The 18,462-nt window shown below is 68.3% G+C and carries 19 protein-coding genes; 16 read left to right on the forward strand and 3 right to left on the reverse strand.

Annotation, left to right across the window (positions count from 1 at the left end; genetic code table 11):
- Both ASF34_RS09530 and ASF34_RS09535 read right to left on the reverse strand, forming a co-directional pair.
- Window positions 1-1,056, reverse strand: coding sequence for a GNAT family N-acetyltransferase (locus ASF34_RS09530; RefSeq protein ID WP_018041675.1), 1,056 nt, complete (start codon window positions 1,054-1,056; stop codon window positions 1-3).
- A gap of 245 nt (window positions 1,057-1,301) precedes the next feature.
- The gene (locus ASF34_RS09535) at window positions 1,302-1,688 is read right to left on the reverse strand and encodes a hypothetical protein (protein ID WP_056160734.1); all 387 of its coding nucleotides are present in this window, start codon (window positions 1,686-1,688) and stop codon (window positions 1,302-1,304) included.
- 159 nt (window positions 1,689-1,847) lie between these two features.
- Here ASF34_RS09535 and ASF34_RS09540 point away from each other — a divergent pair, with 159 nt between their 5' ends.
- The 16 genes from ASF34_RS09540 (at window position 1,848) to ASF34_RS09615 (ending at window position 16,946) form a co-directional block, all read left to right on the forward strand.
- The gene (locus tag ASF34_RS09540; protein ID WP_056160736.1) at window positions 1,848-3,368 is read left to right on the forward strand and encodes a helicase HerA-like domain-containing protein; all 1,521 of its coding nucleotides are present in this window, start codon (window positions 1,848-1,850) and stop codon (window positions 3,366-3,368) included.
- 254 nt (window positions 3,369-3,622) lie between these two features.
- Complete coding sequence (locus ASF34_RS09545) at window positions 3,623-5,308, forward strand: methyl-accepting chemotaxis protein (RefSeq protein WP_056160738.1); 1,686 nt, start codon at window positions 3,623-3,625, stop codon at window positions 5,306-5,308.
- A gap of 205 nt (window positions 5,309-5,513) precedes the next feature.
- On the forward strand, window positions 5,514-5,828 hold the full coding sequence (gene rplU, locus ASF34_RS09550) for a 50S ribosomal protein L21 (protein WP_018041679.1): 315 nt from the start codon (window positions 5,514-5,516) through the stop codon (window positions 5,826-5,828).
- A gap of 32 nt (window positions 5,829-5,860) precedes the next feature.
- Window positions 5,861-6,127, forward strand: coding sequence for a 50S ribosomal protein L27 (rpmA, locus tag ASF34_RS09555; RefSeq protein WP_018041680.1), 267 nt, complete (start codon window positions 5,861-5,863; stop codon window positions 6,125-6,127).
- Window positions 6,128-6,282: 155 nt separating this feature from the next.
- Window positions 6,283-6,753 (forward strand): hypothetical protein, encoded by a 471-nt coding sequence (locus ASF34_RS09560; protein ID WP_018041681.1) that lies wholly within the window; start codon window positions 6,283-6,285, stop codon window positions 6,751-6,753.
- 83 nt (window positions 6,754-6,836) lie between these two features.
- Complete coding sequence (obgE, locus tag ASF34_RS09565) at window positions 6,837-7,871, forward strand: GTPase ObgE (RefSeq protein ID WP_018041682.1); 1,035 nt, start codon at window positions 6,837-6,839, stop codon at window positions 7,869-7,871.
- A gap of 52 nt (window positions 7,872-7,923) precedes the next feature.
- Complete coding sequence (locus tag ASF34_RS09570) at window positions 7,924-8,199, forward strand: type II toxin-antitoxin system VapB family antitoxin (RefSeq protein WP_018041683.1); 276 nt, start codon at window positions 7,924-7,926, stop codon at window positions 8,197-8,199.
- Window positions 8,199-8,621, forward strand: coding sequence for a type II toxin-antitoxin system VapC family toxin (locus ASF34_RS09575; protein WP_018041684.1), 423 nt, complete (start codon window positions 8,199-8,201; stop codon window positions 8,619-8,621). Before ASF34_RS09570 ends, ASF34_RS09575 begins: the two co-directional genes overlap by 1 nt.
- A complete protein-coding gene (gene proB, locus ASF34_RS09580) occupies window positions 8,618-9,772 on the forward strand; it encodes a glutamate 5-kinase (protein ID WP_082494125.1) in 1,155 nt (384 codons plus the stop codon). The genes ASF34_RS09575 and proB overlap by 4 nt, the downstream gene beginning before the upstream one ends.
- Window positions 9,773-9,879: 107 nt before the next feature.
- Window positions 9,880-11,178, forward strand: coding sequence for a glutamate-5-semialdehyde dehydrogenase (locus tag ASF34_RS09585; RefSeq protein WP_056160740.1), 1,299 nt, complete (start codon window positions 9,880-9,882; stop codon window positions 11,176-11,178).
- 35 nt (window positions 11,179-11,213) lie between these two features.
- A complete protein-coding gene (locus ASF34_RS09590; protein WP_056160741.1) occupies window positions 11,214-11,825 on the forward strand; it encodes a nicotinate-nucleotide adenylyltransferase in 612 nt (203 codons plus the stop codon).
- Between the two features lie 73 nt (window positions 11,826-11,898).
- The gene (gene rsfS / locus ASF34_RS09595; protein WP_018041688.1) at window positions 11,899-12,330 is read left to right on the forward strand and encodes a ribosome silencing factor; all 432 of its coding nucleotides are present in this window, start codon (window positions 11,899-11,901) and stop codon (window positions 12,328-12,330) included.
- Window positions 12,331-12,362: 32 nt separating this feature from the next.
- Window positions 12,363-12,863, forward strand: a complete 501-nt coding sequence (rlmH, locus tag ASF34_RS09600; protein WP_018041689.1) for a 23S rRNA (pseudouridine(1915)-N(3))-methyltransferase RlmH — start codon at window positions 12,363-12,365, stop codon at window positions 12,861-12,863.
- Window positions 12,864-12,925: 62 nt separating this feature from the next.
- Window positions 12,926-14,239 (forward strand): murein hydrolase activator EnvC family protein, encoded by a 1,314-nt coding sequence (locus tag ASF34_RS09605; protein WP_056161159.1) that lies wholly within the window; start codon window positions 12,926-12,928, stop codon window positions 14,237-14,239.
- Complete coding sequence (locus ASF34_RS09610) at window positions 14,239-15,561, forward strand: S41 family peptidase (RefSeq protein ID WP_018041691.1); 1,323 nt, start codon at window positions 14,239-14,241, stop codon at window positions 15,559-15,561. The genes ASF34_RS09605 and ASF34_RS09610 overlap by 1 nt, the downstream gene beginning before the upstream one ends.
- Before the next feature lie 161 nt (window positions 15,562-15,722).
- Window positions 15,723-16,946 (forward strand): divergent polysaccharide deacetylase family protein, encoded by a 1,224-nt coding sequence (locus tag ASF34_RS09615; protein ID WP_056160743.1) that lies wholly within the window; start codon window positions 15,723-15,725, stop codon window positions 16,944-16,946.
- 271 nt (window positions 16,947-17,217) lie between these two features.
- Here the strand turns inward: ASF34_RS09615 and ASF34_RS09620 are convergent, their stop codons facing one another.
- On the reverse strand, window positions 17,218-18,408 hold the full coding sequence (locus tag ASF34_RS09620) for a L,D-transpeptidase family protein (protein WP_056160746.1): 1,191 nt from the start codon (window positions 18,406-18,408) through the stop codon (window positions 17,218-17,220).
- Window positions 18,409-18,462: the final 54 nt, after the last annotated feature.

An 18,462-nucleotide genomic window follows, 5' to 3' on the forward strand; every position in this document is an offset into this window, starting at 1 on the left:
TCAGGCCGCGCGCTTGTTCGCGGCCGGGCCGAAATGGCCGATGTAACGGGCGGCGATGGCCGAGACCGGCAGGACCACGAACACGTCCGTGGTGCCGAACTGGTGGTCGATGACCGCGCCGTCGCCGAAAGTGGCGCCCACCCGCAGGTAGCCCTTGATCAGCGGCGGGAGCGACTGGAGCGCGGCCTTGGCATCCACCACCTCGCGCGGCAGACGGTCCATGGCCACGTGCCGTCCCGGCAGAGCCCTGGCGCACCAGGGCTCGGGCGCGCGGGCATGGTGGTGCAGGAAGCTTAAGCCCAGGGCGAGCCTGTCCGGGTCGGTTCCCTCCAGGCTGGCGCAGCCCAGCATCGCGTCGATGCGGTGGTGCTGGACATAGGCCCAAATCCCCGCCCAGAGCAGCTCCACCGTGCGCTTGGTCCGGTAGGGTTTCAGCACGCAGGACCGGCCGAGTTCGAGGAAGCGCTTGCCGGGATGCGCGGCGAGCAGGGGCGCGATGTCGTATTCGCCGGCGGTGTAGAAGCCGAAATTGCGGTCGGCCGCGTCCTGGCGCAGCAGGCGGTAGGTGCCCACCACCTTCGGCCTCGGGCGGCGGAAGGGTTTCGCCTCCGTCGCCGCATGGTCGATCACCAGGAGATGGTCGCAGACCGTGTCGTAATCGTCGATGTCCCGCCGGGACAGCAGGGACATGCCCGAGGCCACCGCCGACATCTCCTGGTAGAACACCCGGTAGCGCAGGCGCTGGGCGCGGCGGATCTCCGAGACGGTGGTGGCGAGGCGCACTTCGAGGTCGCCGATGCGGCCGAGCACCGGGTCGAGCCCCGGAGCGGCCAGGGGCTTCTTCAGGCGCGGCTTGAACCGGATCGGCGTTCCGCCCGGCGGGATCAGGGACCGGCCACCGGCGCCGGGAAGGCTCGCGAAGCCCGGCAGGCCGGAGAAGCCGGCATGTCCCGCCTCGAGGCGCTTCTGCTTGAACCGGGCGAAGGGCGCGTGGACATGGGCCTCCCAGCCGTTGAGCCAGGCCGTGGACGCATCACGCGCGAAGTTCGGGACCATCGTCCATTCCGCTCTGCCGGACCCGCGAGGCCGGCTCCCGATGGAGCCTGGAGCCTCATATCCGCGAGGCCACATCATCACGAAGCCCGAACGCTTTTATGACAGGCTTTTGCGTGAATCCAGAGACGGTTAGTGTCACGCCAAAATGGTTCGCCGGCGACCTGTCCATGGGTAGCCGCCGAACCTTTCCCATTCTCCTCTTTTCCGGCTCAGGCAACGGGGAAGAGAGGGCAGCCGGACCGGTCTCAGACGAACTGGTTCAGGCCGGGGATCGAACCGACGATCGGCCCCATCACGTCCTCGCCGGCCTTCTCGCGGCCGAAGGCGAACAGTTCGGCGCCCAGCGGCTGCATCTGTCCCATGGGAACGCCGGCCGCCATCAGCTTCTGGCCGAGCGCCATCACGCCCCCGCCCATCATGCCGCCGAGCATGCCCATGAGGCCGCCGCCGCCCTCGCCCTCGTTCGCCTGGGCCGCCGCCGCGTCCGCACCGGGCATCGCCGCGAAGAGCTGGGCGACCTCGGTGGCCGGGCCTTCCTTCTGCAGGAAGGCGAGGATGTGGCCGATGGCCGTCTGCGCCGTCGCGGCGTCGAGCCCGGTCTTGGTGGTGACGCGGGCGATCAACTCTTCCATGTAACGATGCTCCAACGCATGAGTGTGCGTAGTCCATCTGGTCTGTCCGCGATGAAATCAAGCGCCAGGTGCGGTGCTGCTGGAAAATGCGTCCCCCGGGCGTCATAACCCCAGGGTCGCTGCGCTGGGCGCGACGCGAAGCGGTGGATTCAGGCGATCATGCAGAGCGACGGCACCATCCTCGTCGGCAAGAGCGGCACCAAGCCGGAGGCGCTCACCCTCAGGCTCGCCGACCGCCATGGCCTCGTGGCCGGCGCCACCGGCACCGGCAAGACGGTGACGCTCCAGGTCCTGGCGGAGGGGTTCTCCAATGCCGGCGTCCCAGTCTTCGCCGCCGACATCAAGGGCGACCTCTCTGGGCTGGCGGCGGCGGGCGAATCGAAGCCGGTCTTCGTCAAGCGCGCGGAGGAACTCGGGATCGCCTACGAGCCCGACCGTTTCCCCACCGTGTTCTGGGACCTGTTCGGGGCGCAGGGGCACCCGATCCGCTGCACGGTGATCGAGATGGGGCCGCTGCTGCTGGCCAGGCTGCTCGAGCTCAACGACACGCAGGAAGGCGTGCTCAACATCGCCTTCCGGGTGGCGGACGACAACCAATGGCCGGTCCTCGACCTGAAGGACCTGCGCGCGCTGCTGCTCTACTGCACCGAGAACCTGAAGGAGATCTCGGCCAAGTACGGCAACGTCTCGGCCGCCTCCGTCGGGGCGATCCAGCGGCAATTGCTGATGCTGGAGAACCAGGGCGCGGACCAGTTCTTCGGCGAGCCGGCGCTCGACCTCAACGACTTCATGAAGCGGGACCGCGACGGGCGCGGCATCGTCAACATCCTGGCCGCCGACAAGCTGATGCAGCGGCCGCGCCTCTACGCCTCGTTCCTGCTCTGGATGCTGTCGGAACTGTTCGAGCAGCTGCCGGAGGTGGGCGACCTCGACAAGCCGAAGCTCGTCTTCTTCTTCGACGAGGCGCATCTCCTGTTCGACGACGCGCCAAAAGCCCTCCTCGACGCAGTGGAGCAGGTGGTCCGCCTGATCCGCTCCAAGGGCGTGGGTGTCTATTTCGTGACCCAGAACCCCCTCGACCTGCCGGAATCGGTGCTCGGCCAGCTCGGCAACCGTGTCCAGCACGCGCTGCGCGCCTTCACCCCCCGCGACCAGCGGGCGGTGAAGGCCGCCGCCGACACGTTCCGGCAGAATCCCGGCTTCGACGTCGCCTCCGCCATCACCGAACTCGCCGTCGGCGAGGCTCTGGTGAGCTTCCTCGAGGCAAAGGGCACGCCCTCGATCGTGGAGCGCGCCCTCATCGCCCCGCCGCAGGGGCGGGTCGGCCCGCTCACCGAGGCGGAGCGCGCCGAGCTGATCGCGAAAAGCCCGCTGCGGGGGAAGTACGACGAGGCGGTGGACAATGAGAGCGCCTACGAGATCCTGGCCCGGCGCAAGGGGCTCGATTCCGCCCCAGCCGAGGCGGCGCAGCAATCGGAAGGTGGCTTGAGCGGCATGCTCGGTGGGCTGCTGGGCGGCGTGCTCGGCTCGAAACCCGCCGCCAAGGGCGGTCGCCGCCCGCCGCAGAGTCTGGCCGAACAGGTCATCGGCAACGCCGCTCGCTCGATGGCGCGGACGGTGGGCACGCAGGTGGGGAATGCGATCCTGCGAAATGTACTCGGCGGGTTGATGAAGCGGTAGAGGCGTCTGAGCTTCAAGTAAACTGGAAAAATTCCGATTCTGTTGGGCTATTGCTTTGATCGTGACCATTGATGAACTTGATTTCGATAATGTCTGGATCGTTGTATCGTCGGCGAATTCATTTGATTCTGAAAATATAGAATAATTTTCTCTGGATTGATAATGCCGACCGGTGTTTCGCGAAAAAAACTGAATTAACGTGATGTTGATGTATGTAATCGAAATCTATCGCCCTCTCTCGAGGGCTGCGGGTCATGCTTGGACGTCTCAAAATCATCTACAAGTTGGGTCTCGCCATCGGGTTGGTCTGTGCCGTCCTCGGTACCTGCGTCTGGTACACGACCGGACGCCTCGTCGAGATCGGTGGGGATTATGGACGGTTCATCGCCCATGAAGCGAAGGGGGCGGCCAATGCGCGGCGCGCCAACCGGTTCGTTTTCGAGATGAACCATGCCCTCTTCCGGGCCATCACCGAGCCGGATGCCGAGGCCAAGAAGCGCTATCTGGCGCAGATGGATCAGGCGTATCCCAGGCTCAAGCAACTGATGATCGACCTGCCGAAGGAGACACCGGCTTTCGCGGCCCGCGTCCAGGCGATCGCCGCTCAGATCGACCGTCTGATCGCGGACAGTCTCAAGGTGCGTGCGCTGGTGGAGAAGGGCGAGACCGCCAAGGCCCTCGACCTGATGCACGAGGCGGTCGATCCGAACTTCAAGGAGATCTACACCGCCTGTGGCGCGCTCTCGAACGATGTCGCCAGCTACATGGATGCGGGGGCCGCCTCCCTGGCGTCGCTGACCGAGTCGACCCGGTCCGCCGCTTTGGTGGCGAGTGGGCTCGGCATCGTGCTGAGCCTGGTCTGCGCGGGACTGATCTCGATCTTCGGCATCACCCGGCCCATGGGCAACCTCGTCGCCGTGCTTCAGCGCATGGCCGGAGGCGCCACCGATATCCGCATCTCCGAGGCCGCGCGCGGTGACGAGATCGGCGCGATCGGCAGGGCCGTCGACGGGATCCGGACCATGGTCGCCGCCAAGGCCGCCGAGCAGACGGAGATCACGCGCATCGCCGACGAGGCCGCGGCCACCGAGCGCCGCCGCGGGATGATCGAACTCGCCGATGGTTTCGAACTGGCGGTGGGTGGAATCGTCGGCATGGTCTCGTCGTCCGCGACGGAACTGCAGGCCACCGCCTCCACCATGACGGCCACCGCCCATGAAACGGCCAGCCAGTCGACGACGGTCGCGGCGGCGGCCGAGCAGACCGCGACCAATGTCGGCACGGTCGCGGCGGCGGCGGAGGAGCTCGGTTCCTCCGTGCAGGAGATCAGCCGCCAGGTCGCTGGCTCCGCGACCCTCGCCCTCACGGCGGTCGGCGAGGCGGACCAGACCGCCCGCCTCGTGAACGAACTGAGCCTGGCGGCCAGCCGGATCGGCGACGTGGTGAGCCTGATCTCGACCATCGCTGGGCAGACCAACCTCCTCGCCCTGAACGCGACGATCGAGGCCGCGCGGGCCGGCGAAGCGGGTCGCGGCTTCGCGGTGGTCGCCACGGAGGTGAAGGAACTCGCCAGCCAGACGGCACGGGCGACCGAGGAGATCTCCAGCCAGATCACACGGATCCAGGGAGCGACCGGCGATGCGGTTCATGCCATCGGTGGAATCTCGACCCGCATCCGCGAGATCAACGCGGTGGCCGCCACGATTGCCGCGGCCGTCGAGGAACAAGGCGCGGCGACGCAGGAGATCGTTCGGACCGTCGCCCAGGCGGCCGTGGGCACCAACGAGGTGACGAGCAACATCTCCGGAGTGGCGGGCGCCGCTGAGGAGACCGGAGCGGCCGCCTCCCAGGTACTGTCGTCGGCCTTCGAGCTGTCGCGCCAGTCCGAACACCTGAGAGCCGAGGTCGGCCGGTTCCTGGCCAACGTGCGCGCCGCCTGAGCGGCGCTTGACGCAAAGGCCGGTCCATTCATTGACAGGCGGGCGAAACCCGACTAGCTGACATCCGCAACGCGCGGCTTCCTCGACGAAGTCCGCGCGTTTCGCGTTCGCAGCATCGCTCGAATCGGTGTCGCGGATGACCTGAACAAGAAGACGGTCCAGGCTCGCAAGGCTGGAGGCCGGCAGAGAACACGAAGAGAGAACGATGTTCGCAGTCATCAAGACGGGCGGCAAGCAGTATCGCGTTGCCGCCAACGACACCATCACGATCGCCACCGTCGAGGGCGAGCCCGGCTCGGCCGTGACCTTCGGCGAAGTCCTCCTGTTCGCGGACGACGCGGGCGCCACCCAGGTCGGCGCGCCGCTTCTGTCGGGCATCAGCGTCGCCGGCGAGATCGTCAGCCACGGCCGCGACGCGAAGGTCATCGCCTTCAAGAAGCGCCGCCGTCAGAACTCGCGTCGCAAGCGCGGTCATCGCCAGCACCACACCGTGGTGCGCATCACCGGCATCAGCGCCTGACGTTCTGATCGAGACATTCGGAGTCAACCACAATGGCCCATAAAAAAGCAGGCGGCTCGTCCCGCAACGGCCGTGATTCGGCCGGTCAGCGCCTCGGCGTGAAGAAGTTCGGTGCCGAAGCCGTCATCGCCGGCAACATCATCGTCCGTCAGCGCGGCACCAAGTTCCACCCCGGCGTCAATGTCGGCATCGGCACGGACCACACCCTGTTCGCCAAGGCGGACGGACGCGTGCTGTTCCAGGTGAAGCGCGGCCGCGCCTTCGTCGCCGTCGTGCCGCACCAGGAAGCCGCGGAGTAATCCACGGCCTCCCACCGCGAGGCGGCGCCCGCACCGGGCATCCCGTCATCGACGATCGTCGGACATCGAAGGGAGGATGGTGCGCCATCCTCCCTTTCGTCGTCTGCGCGGGGCTCCGTCGTCCGGACGGTGTCGCCCTCGGAAGCGGAGCCGCGATGACGCAACGCACGCTCGTTCTGGCGGCCCTCGCCGCGACCGGTTCGGTCGCGGTCGCCCTCGTGCTTCTGGGTGGCGGAGGGGAGCCTCCCGCGACCCCGGTCGCGGACATTCAAAGACCGTCGCCACGGAGCCCGACGCTCTACTGCGAATTCTACAACTTCGTCGGGCGAAGCCCCAAGGTCGGCTTCACCTTCGCGATCTCCGACCATGACGAGCGGCCGGTCTTCGCCCAGGTGAGCCAGTTCGAGATGGACGGGACACGGGCCGAGTTCGGCTCCGATTCCCGCCCGATCTGGGCCTTCGACGACGCGCAGGTACCGGCGACCCTCACCTCGCCGGACGGCGCCATCGTCATCAATCTCTACGCCTACGACCGGACGAAGTCGGGTGGGGCGTGGTTCGAGGCGGGCCTGCGCAGCGTGCAGTACCTGAACCTCGACGGGAAGTGCCGACAAGGCGCAGCCTGAACCCGAACCCGCATGTGATTCGCCAAGGTCCGGAGCCGGTAGGCCCCGCGCTCGGCGAATGAACGACAGAGACGAGAACACCCGTGAAATTTCTCGACGAAGCCAAGGTCTATGTGCGCTCCGGTGACGGCGGCGCCGGCTGCGTCGCGTTCCGGCGCGAAAAGTTCATCGAGTTCGGCGGCCCCAACGGCGGCGATGGCGGCCGGGGCGGCGATGTCTGGGTCGAGTGTGTCGACGGCCTCAACACGCTGATCGACTACCGCTACCAGCAGCATTTCAAGGCCAAGAAGGGCGAGCACGGCATGGGCTCGAACCGCCACGGCGCCAATGGGGCGGATGTGGTGCTGAAGGTGCCCGCCGGAACCGAGATCATCGCCGAGGATGGTGAGACCCTGATCGCCGACATGACCCATATCGGGCAGCGCGTGCGCTTGGCCAAGGGCGGCAATGGCGGCTTCGGCAACGCCTATTTCACCACCTCGACGAACCGCGCGCCAAAACACGCCAATCCGGGCCTCGAAGGCCATGAGCAGTGGATCTGGCTGCGCCTGAAACTCATCGCCGATGCCGGCCTCGTCGGCCTGCCCAATGCCGGCAAGTCGACCTTCCTCGCGACGGTGACGGCGGCCAGGCCCAAGATCGCCGATTATCCCTTCACCACCCTGCATCCGGGCCTCGGCGTGGTCCGCTCGGACGAGCGTGAATTCGTGCTCGCCGACATTCCCGGCCTGATCGAGGGCGCGCATGACGGCGTCGGCCTCGGCGACAAGTTCCTCGCCCATGTGGAACGCTGCCGCGTGCTGCTCCACCTCGTGGAAGCCACGAGCGAGCATGCCGGCAAGACCTACAAGCTGGTGCGGAAGGAACTGGAGGCCTATGGCAACGGCCTAGCCGACAAGCACGAGATCGTGGCCCTGTCGAAGTCCGATGCCGTCGATCCCGATACGCTGAAGGAACAGGTGGCGCGACTGAAGCGGGCCTCCAAGTCCAAACCGCTGATCCTGTCTTCGGCTACCGGCCTCGGCGTGCAGGATGCTCTGCGCGCGATCACCCGCGAGATGATGGAAGCCAAGGCCGCCGAGGCCGAGGCCCAGCCGGCGGAGGCTTGGCAGCCTTGAGGGCATGGGCATGTAGCGCTAAGCTACGTGCTGCCGTCGGTGGAGTTCGAGGATGACGAAGCAACTGAATGTGAGGAGCGACGTCGCCTACGAGATCGCACATTCCCTGGCTCGCTCCAGCAGGACATCCATCGCCGATGTGGTCGAAACAGCCTTGAGGGAATTCAAGGATCGCCGGTCCCAGGCTTGGGACGTGCTGGCCCCCGAGGAAGTGGAGCGGAGATATCAGGAATTGCGGGCCTTGTCGGCTCGGAGCGCGGCCACCAAGCTGCCCGGCGCGACGTCTGACCATTCCGACATGTACGACGAGAACGGCCTGCCGATTTGATGACTGCGGCGGATCATACGATCGCCGTCGACACCTCGGCCCTCGTGGCGATCTTCTTGCGCGAAGACGGCCCCGTCGATTACGGCCGCGTTCTCCACCGTTCCATCTGCCTGATCGGCACGCCGACTCTTGCGGAGCTTCACCGTGTCATGACGGTGAAGACAGGACGCGACGATCAGTGGACACTCGTCGAGTATCTCGATGAGCAGCCCAACATCCGCGTCGTGGCCTTCGATGCGATGCACCTCCGACTGGCCACGGAGGCCTTCCTGCGCTTCGGCAAGGGACGCCATCCCGCGGCCCTCAACTATGGCGACTGTTTCGCGTATGCCGTCGCGAAGGCGGCGGGCGTGCCGCTCCTGTTCAAGGGCAACGATTTTTCACGAACGGACCTCGCCTGCGCCGTGCAAAGCTCCCGATGATGACCTCTTCTCACCAAAACGCTTCTTCGCAGATCCCCTCCCTTCAGGATTTCCGCCGCGTCGTCATCAAGGTCGGCTCGGCGCTGCTCGTCGACCGTGCGCGCGGTCGCCTGCGCCATGCCTGGCTGGCGGCGCTCGCCGAGGACATCGCCGATCTGCATGCGCGGGGCGTCGACGTCCTCGTCGTCTCGTCGGGTGCCATCGCCCTGGGGCGGACGGTGCTCGGCTACGCGCCCGGCACGCTCCGGCTGGAGGAGAGCCAGGCCGCCGCCGCCGTGGGGCAGATCGCGCTCGCGCGCTACTGGGCCGAGGCGCTCGGCCATCACGGCATCGCGGCGGGCCAGATCCTGGTGACGCCGCAGGACACCGAGGAGCGCCGCCGCTACCTCAATGCCCGCGCCACCGTGCTGAAGCTCCTCGAAGTCCGTGCCGTACCGGTGGTCAACGAGAACGACACGGTGGCCACCAGCGAGATCCGCTACGGCGACAACGACCGTCTCGCCGCCCGTGTCGCCACCATGATCGGGGCCGACGTGCTGGTGCTGTTCTCCGATATCGACGGTCTCTACACGGCGCCCCCCGCAAGCGACCCGAACGCGCGTCATCTGCCCCTCATCGAGCGGATCACGCCGGAGATCGAGGCCATGGCGGGCGGGCCGGCCTCGGAACTATCGCGGGGCGGCATGCGCACCAAGGTCGAGGCGGGCAAGATCGCCGCGAGCGGCGGCACCCACATGATCATCGCCGACGGGCGCGAGAAGAACCCCCTGCGCACCATCCTGCAGGGGGGGCGCTGCACCTGGTTCCTGTCCGGCTCGAACCCCGTCGCCGCGCGCAAGGCCTGGATCGCCGGTTCGCTCGAGCCGCGCGGTATCCTCGTGGTCGATGCCGGGGCGGCCCGCGCCCTGCAGGGCGGCGCGAGCCTGCTGCCCGTCGGTGTCACCGGACTGTCGGGAAACTTCGGGCGCGGGGACGCTGTGATCATCCGGGACGTGCAGGGCCGCACCCTCGGGCGTGGCCTCGTGGCTTATGACAGTGCACAGGCGGCACAGATCATCGGTCGCCCGAGTCGGGAGATCGCAGAATTGCTTACTCATCCCGGTCGCGCTGAAATGGTGCATCGCGATGACCTCGCAATGGCGGGAGAATAGGCTCGACTATTATGCAATGTGCTTGTTTTGCCGCCTCGACGCATGGCATGAGGGCACAATCGATATGCCGCCATCGCCTTGAACGGTGAGCTGCGAGGAAACAGACCGTGCCCGTTCTGAACCTGAGATCCGATTTCGCCGCCGCCCCCGATCTCACCGAGCAGATGCAGGAGATCGGCCACCGCGCCCGCGCGGCCGCCCGCAAAATCGCCCAGGCCTCGGCCCAGGCGAAGGATGTCGCCCTGCGCCAGGTGGCCGAGTGCCTGAGGGCGAGCCGGGACGCGATCCTGGCCGAGAACGCGCGCGACGTCGCCGCCGCGAAGGACAGCGGACAGACCCAGGCGCTGATCGACCGTCTCACCCTCGACGAGGGCCGGCTCGCCGCCATGGCCGATGCGGTGGCCAAGATCGGCGCGCTGCCCGACCCCGTCGGTCGCCAGCTCGCGGCGTTCGAGCGCCCGAACGGGCTGCTGATCGAGCGGATCGCCGTGCCGCTCGGCGTCGTCGGCGTCATCTTCGAGAGCCGTCCCAACGTCACCGCCGATGCGGGGGCCCTGTGCCTCAAGGCCGGCAATGCCGCTATCCTGCGCGCCGGGTCGGACAGCCACCGCACCGCCATGGCCATCGCGCGTGCCATGCGCGAGGGGCTGGAGGCCGCCGGTCTGCCGGCGGACGCGGTGCAGATCGTCCCCACCCGTGACCGCGCGGCGGTGGGCGCCATGCTGTCGGGCCTCGACGGCTGCATCGACGTCATCGTGCCCCGTGGCGGGCGCGGCCTCGTGGAGCGCGTCCAGTCCGAGGCCAAGGTCCCGGTCTTCGCCCATCTCGACGGCATCTGCCACGTCTACGTGGCGGCCGGCGCGGATCTCGACATGGCCCGCACCCTGGTGATCAACAGCAAGATGCGCCGCACCGGCATCTGCGGCGCCGCCGAGACCCTGCTCGTCGATGCCGCCGTGGCGGAGACCCACCTCGCCCCCCTGGTCACGGCGCTGATCGAGGCCGGCTGCAGCGTCCGCGGCGATGAGGCGACGCAGGCGGTGGATGCGCGGGTCACCGCCGCCACCGAGATCGACTGGCGCACCGAGTATCTCGACGCCATCATCGCCGTGAAGGTGGTGGACGGGCTCGACGCGGCGATCGCCCATATCGAGGCAAACGGCTCGCACCATACCGACGCCATCGTCACGGCCGACGCCGCCGAGGCGACGCGCTTCCTCGCGGAAGTCGATTCGGCCATCGTCACCCACAACGCCTCGACGCAATTCGCCGATGGCGGCGAGTTCGGCTTCGGCGCCGAGATCGGTATCGCCACCGGGCGCATGCATGCGCGCGGTCCGGTGGGCGTCGAGCAGCTGACGACCTTCAAGTACCGGGTCCATGGCCGCGGGCAGACGCGTCCTTGACGCGGCCTGCCTGATGCGGCGTGTCGGCTCCACCCGTGCGGCTTGAGGCGGAGGGGCTCGTCCGGCTGCCTCCCGCCGTACCAGGTCTGCGGATCGGCCTTTATGGCGGGTCCTTCAATCCGGCCCATCTCGGCCATCGCCACGTGAGCCTCGTGGCGCTGAAACGGCTGCGGCTCGACCGCATCTGGTGGATGGTCACCCCCGGCAACCCGCTCAAGGACCGCACGGCTCTTGCCCCCCTCGAGACGCGGATCGCGGTGGCATCCGCCGTCGCCGACCATCCGCGCATCGCCATCACCGGTTTCGAAACGCAGATCGGCGCCTGCTACACCCGCCAGAGCCTCGCATACCTCCAGGCCCGCCACCCCGCCGTGCGCTTCGTCTGGATCATGGGGGCCGACTCTCTCGCGGCATTTCACCGCTGGCGCGATTTTCGTGCTATCGCCGCCACGATGCCGATTGCCATCATCGATAGGCCGGGCTTCACCCTGACGGCGCCGAGCGCCCGAGGGGCGCAGGCGATGGGACGATGGCGCATCGACGAATCGGATGCGGGTCTCCTCGCCGATCTCGAACCCCCGGCCTGGGTGTTTCTCCATGGCCCGCGCTCGACCCTGTCGTCCACGGCCCTCCGGGCCGGACGATGACGAGCGCGTCGCGACTCTTGAAAACGGAGAGTGATCGTTCCACTCTCTCCAGACTATAGATTGTTCAGGTAAAATGACCGCCGTCACTTCGGGAATCGAGACACTGACCGATTCGCACCCTTCCGGGACCACAGGTTCCGACCACGCCACCGATCAGCGCATCGGCGATCTCAAGGCGCTCGCGCTCGATTGTCTCGAGGACATGAAGGCCGAGGAAACCATCGAGATCGATCTCGCCGGTCGGACCTCGCTCGCCGACACGATGATCATCACCTCTGGCCGCTCGCAGCGCCATGTCAGCGCCATCGCCGACCGGATCCTGCAGGAAATGAAGTCCAAGGGCTTCGGAACGGCCCGTGTCGAGGGCTTGCCCGCATGTGATTGGGTGCTGATCGATACGGGCGACATCATCGTCCATATCTTCCGCCCGGAAGTCCGCGGCTTCTACAATCTCGAAAAGATGTGGGGCGCCGATCGTCCCACCACCGACCTCATGGCCGGCTGAGCACCGGCCCGATGGCGCGGGGCGCCTGACGCGTGCGTCTGCTCGTGACGGCGGTGGGCCGCCTCAAGCCCGGTCCCGAGCGGGATCTGGCTTCGCGCTATCGTGAACGGGCGGTCCAGCTCGGTCGCGGATTGGGTCTCACCGCCTGCGACGTGGTCGAAATCCCGGAGAGCCGGGCCCGGCGCGCGATCGACCGCAGCGTGGAGGAGGGGGCAATGATCCTGTCCCATGCCCCGGCGGCGTCGAGCGTGCTGCTGGTCTATGACGAGCGCGGGCGCTCCGACTGGACCAGCGAGCGCATCGCCGAGCGGATCGCGTCCTGGCGCGACGCGGCCACGGCGACCCTGGTCGTCGCCATCGGCGGCGCCGACGGGCTGGCGCCTGCGGTGCGCACGCGCGCCGACCTCTCCCTCGCCTTCGGGGCGGCCACCCTGCCTCACGGCCTTGTGCGCGTGCTGGCCCTGGAGCAGGTGTACAGAACGCTGACGATCCTTGCGGGACATCCCTATCACCGGGGCGACATCGACGCATGAGGGGCGGATACGCGCGGCGCGGGCCTGACGGCGGAGCGATCCGCATCGCTGCCTTCGCGGCGATGGCGGTGCTGGCGCTCGGTCGTGCCCAGGCCCAGGACAGCGCGAAACAACAGGACGCGCCGAAACCGCAGGATGCCGCCGCCGCCGACGCGGTGCAGCGCGCCATCGACGAGAAGGCCCGCCGCGCCGAGAACCTGAAGCGGATCGAGGAGCAGCTTGCCGCCTCCACCGGCGCGCGGGCCAAGCTCGAGGCGGAGATCGCCTCGGTCGCCGGAGACCGGGCCAAGCTGAATGCCGCCCTCCTCGATGCCACACGCCAGGCCCAGGCGACGGAGGACCGGATGAGCCGGCTGGAGGAGCGCCTGAAGACGCTCACCGCCAGCGAATCCGGCATCCGCCGCTCCCTGGAAGCCCGCCGGGGCGTCATCGCCGAAATCCTCGCCGCCCTGCAGCGCATGGGCCGGAGGCCGCCCCCGGCCGTCTTGGTCCAGCCGGAGGACGTGCTCGCCGTGATCCGCACCTCGATGCTGCTCGGGGCCGTGGTGCCCGAACTGCGCGGCGAGGCCGAGACCCTGGCCGCCGACCTCACCGAGATGGTGCGGCTGAAGGGGCTCATCGCCGCCGATCGCGAGGGCCTGCAGAACGACCTCACCGGCTGGGCCAGGGAGCAGCAGCGGATCAACGCCCTCATCTCGGCCCGCCGCACCCGCCTCGCCGAGGTGGAGAGCGGGCTCGTCACCGAGCGCGCGCGCACGGCCGAGCTCGGCGTCCAGGCGAAAAGCCTGAAGGAGCTCCTCGACCGGATGGAGAACGAGGTCGCCTCGGCCCGCCGGGCGGCGGAGGAGGCCCGCGCCGCCGAGACGAAGGAGGCGCGCGCGACCCAGGAGCGCTTCGCGGCGGCCGGCACGCGCGATCCCGCGCGGCTCGCCCCCAAGATTCGCTTCGTCGACACCCGCGGCGAGGTGCCCAAGCCCGTGAGCGGCGCGACCCTGCGCGGCTTCAACCAGCCCGACGGCAATGGCGGAACGACCCGCGGCATATCGCTCGCGACCCGCCCGAAGGCGGTGGTCTCGTCTCCGTCCGATGGGTGGGTGTCGTTCGCCGGGCAGTTTCGCTCGTATGGACGACTCTTGATCATCAATGCCGGCGATGGCTACTATCTGCTGCTGGCCGGTATGGATCAGATCAGCGTCGAGGTCGGACAGTTCGTGCTTGCGGGGGAACCGGTGGCGGCCATGGGTGAGGGCGGCCAGGGCACCGCTCCGGGCGACCGTGACGGGCCGGTTCTATATGTCGAGTTCAGGAAAGACGGCGGCTCCATCGATCCGGAGCCGTGGTGGGCGAAGAGCCCCAGCGAGAAGGTTCGCGGATAATGCGCAAGATTTCCCTAGTCCTGGCCGGCGCGTTTCTTGGCGTCGGTTCCTCCCTTCTCGCGACCCAGACGCATCTGCTCTCCGGGACCAGCGCGGTGGCGGCCTCCGCGGAGACCTATCGCCAACTCAGCCTGTTCGGCGACGTGTTCGAGAAGGTGCGGACCGACTATGTCGAGAAGCCCGACGAGGCCAAGCTGATCGAGGCGGCCGTCAACGGCATGCTCACCTCGCTGGACCCGCATTCGAGCTACATGGACTCGAAGAGCTTCCGTGATATGCAGGTGCAGACCAAGGGCGAGTTCGGCGGCCTCGGCATCGAGGTCACGATGGAGGACGGCCTGATCAAGGTGGTCAGCCCCATCGACGACACCCCCGCCTCCAAGGCCGGCATCCTCACCAACGACATCATCACGCAGATCGACGAGGACCAGGTTCAGGGTCTGACCCTGAACCAGGCCGTCGACAAGATGCGCGGTCCGGTGAACTCGCCGGTGAAGCTCAAGATCTCCCGCAAGGAGTCCAAGGATCCCATCGACGTCGTGCTCAACCGCGACGTCATCAAGATCAAGCCGGTGCGCTCGCGGGCCGAGGGCGGCGATGTCGGCTACATCCGCCTGACGCAGTTCACCGAGCAGACCTATGACGGCCTGCGCAACGCCATCGACAAGCTCTCCACGGAAGTGGGCCAGGACAAGCTGAAGGGCTACGTCCTCGACCTGCGCAACAATCCGGGCGGCCTCCTCGATCAGGCGGTTTCGGTCTCCGACGCGTTCCTCGACCGGGGCGAGATCGTCTCCACCCGAGGCCGCAACCCGGACGAGACCCAGCGCTTCTCGGCCAAGTCCGGCGACCTCACCAAGGGCAAGCCCATCGTCGTCCTGGTGAATGGCGGCTCGGCCTCGGCCTCGGAGATCGTGGCCGGCGCCCTGCAGGATCACAAGCGCGCCACGGTGCTCGGCACGCGCTCCTTCGGCAAGGGCTCGGTCCAGTCGATCATCCCGCTGGGCGGCAGCGGCGCCCTGCGCCTCACCACGGCGCGCTACTACACGCCGTCGGGCCGCTCCATCCAGGCCAAGGGCATCGAGCCGGACCAGGAGGTCCTGCAGGAGATCCCCGACGAGCTGAAGGGCAAGGACGAGACCAAGGGCGAGGCCGGCCTGAAGGGGCACCTCAAGCAGAAGGATGTCGAGGAGCGCGGCGGTTCGTCGGCTTACGTCCCGCCGGACCCGGCCAAGGACAAGCAGCTCATCGCCGCCGTCGACTTCATCCGCGGCATCCAGAAGGGCGCGGCCAACACGCCGAAGGCCGCCGTTCCGAACTGACGGTCCCGGCACTGTCCTGAAACGCGACTCGTGTCGCCGGATTTAAACAAACATTAACCAGCGCGGCCCGCAATGTCGGTGAGAACCGACTCTGCGGGCCGCTTCGTTTCTCGCATCGTGCGCGCCCAGCATCCGTCGGTCGCGAGCCTTCAGGGAAACGGCTGACCGTGGCCACCGACGACATCCTGACCCGTCCGCTGGGGACCAAGAGTGCTGCGGCGTCCCGCACGCTCGGCCAGCGGTTGCGCGGCGTCTCGATGCCCCGGATGAGCCCGGCGGCCGTGGTCGCCATGGCGGTGGCGGGCCTCGCCATCGGCCTCACCATCCTGGCGATGGTTGGCGACCCCCAGGGCGGCGAGCCGTCCGCCGTCGCGACGATCACCCTGCGCGAACCGGCGGCTCCTCCCCCCGTGGCGAAGGCCCCCGAGCCCCCGCCATCGGCCCCGCGCTCGGCCGGCGAGGTCGAGACGGCATCGGGCGTCCGTGTGGTGCGGCCCGCCGGCACGGAAGCCCCCACCGAGGCGGTGATCATCCGCGTGCCCGATAGCGAACCCGTGCGCCTCGCCGGTCCCGATCCCCGGCTGATGGAACGAGGCCGTCACGGCAACGTGCCGAAGATCGGCGACGGTCGCCGCCGGCCCCTCGACGTCTATGCCCGCCCCGATCCCGGCGCGGGGGCGCCGGGCGCGCGCATCGCCATTCTCGTCACCGGCCTCGGCGTCGGGCAGGCCGCCACGGCGGGCGCCATCGCCAAGCTGCCGCCCGCGATCAGCCTCGCCTTCTCGCCCTATGGCGGCGACCTCGAACGCAGCGTTGCCCGCGCCCGCGATTTCGGCCACGAGATCCTGGTCCAGGCGCCGATGGAGCCGTTCGACTATCCCGACAGCGATCCCGGCCCGCAGACCATGCTGACGAGTTCGCGACCGCCGGAAAATCTCGACCGGCTGTCCTGGGTGATGAGCCGGTTCGGGGGCTATGTCGGCCTCGTGACCTTCATGGGAGCCAAGCTCGAGGGCGATGCGGCCGCCTTCGAACCGGTGCTGCGCGAGATCGGCGCCAGGGGGCTCGGCTTCGTGGATGACGGCACCTCGTCGCGCTCCCTGGCGACGTCTCTCGGCGGCAAGCTGAAGATTCCCGTCGCCCGCGCCGAAATCGTCCTCGACGCCATGCCCCAGGCCGAGGCGATCGACCGCGAACTCGCCCGGCTCGAAGCCCAGGCCAAGGCCAATGGGTTCGCGCTGGCCTCGGCCGGGGCGATGCCCATGACGATCGAGCGGATCGCCCGCTGGTCGCGCGACCTCGAAACCCGTGGCATCCGCCTCGTCCCCGTCAGCACCGCCCTGCGAGGGACGCCGCCCGCGCGCCTGTCGAGCGCGGGGCCGTGAGAGGGGCGGCGGCTGAGTTATTCGGCTGAGCTGAGCGACCGCGTGCGGTCCGGGCGTGAGCATCACCTCGCCCCGCCTGCGGGGAGAGGGACGCGTCTCCCTCTCGTCGGGGAGCGCGTCGAGGCGGTAGCCGAAGGTGAGGGGGCTCGTCCGGGGTGAGGCTCATTCGGAACCGCCCCCTCACCCTCGCTCCGCTCATCACAGGCACGACAAGGTGCCTGTGATCCTCTCCCCGCGCGCGGGGGGAGGGGAACCCGCTCATCCGTATGCGCTAGCGCTGCGCCAGAGTCTCTATGATGGCCGGCGGGGTCGGGGCCGGCATTTGTCCGGTGAGAGAGGCCGAGAGGATCGTCGGCAGGGTCTGATCGTAGCGCGTGACGAGGACGGCGAAGCGCGACGGCGCCTGCTCGTAGGCCGGCTTGAACCCGCGCACCCGCATGAGCGCGGGAACCGAGGCCGCCACCATCCAGCGCGACCAGACCGCCTCGGCGACGAGAATCGGGCGGCGCTGGGCCGGGATCACGATCACGTCCTGGCCGGCATAGGCCAGGGCCTCGGGCCGGCTCACATCGCCGAGGGAGACGCCCTTGGCGGAGAGGGCGGCCCAGAACGGATGCTGCGCGCCGTCGGAATAGGTGGTGCGCACGGCGGCACTCCCTTCCTCCACGAGGCTGGCGATGCGCGCCTCCTCCTGCACCCGGCGCGCCGTCACCAGGGATTCGAGGGCAGGGTCCTTGTAGGGGAGGAAGGCGTAGCGGCCGGCGGTGACGGTGACGTTGGGCTCCTCGCCCGTCGCCTCGAACCGGTCCGAGCCTTCCTTGAGCTGGCGCCAGAAGGCGATGTTCGGGTCCGTCCGGTAGCGGGCCATGTTCGCCGCATTCATCCGGAACGGGTAGGACTGGAACTGGAACGCCGCCTGACCGCCGGCGAAGGCGTCGCGGGCGATGGCGTAGATCTCGCCGACCACCTGATCGGTCATGGCGAAACACCCCATGGACGAGCAGACGCCGTGGACCATCACGGCCGAGCCGGTGGAGCCCTGCGCACGGTCGTAGGCGTTGGGGTAGCCGACATCGAAGGAAAGATAGTAGCTCGAATTCGGGTTCATCTGGCGCGGGGGCACCGAATAGAACCCTTCCGGCGTCTGCCGGTCGCCGGTCTTGCGCTTGGGGCCGAGCTGGCCCGACCAGCGGCAGATCGGAAAGGTCTTGATATGGACGAAGCGCCCGCCGGCGGCCTTCTTCCAGACCTCGATCTCGGATTCCTTCTTGTAGGCCCTGAACAGGACCGGCGCCGAGGCGCTGGTGCCCTTCTGGCTCATCAGCGCGAGGGTCGCCGCCGGGATCGGCGCGGTGGCCTTAGCCGATTGCGCCCGCGCGATGCCGGGCACGGCGAGCGCCAGGGCGAACAGAAGAAGCCAGGCGGCGCGGCGCTGTACGACTGGCGAGGGTAGAACGACCATGCCCGGCCCTGGAGAGGGATGCACCGACCGACCGCCGGCACCGTGCAACAGGGT

Origin of the sequence: Methylobacterium sp. Leaf106, from assembly GCF_001422895.1 — a bacterium.
Lineage (GTDB): Bacteria > Pseudomonadota > Alphaproteobacteria > Rhizobiales > Beijerinckiaceae > Methylobacterium > Methylobacterium bullatum.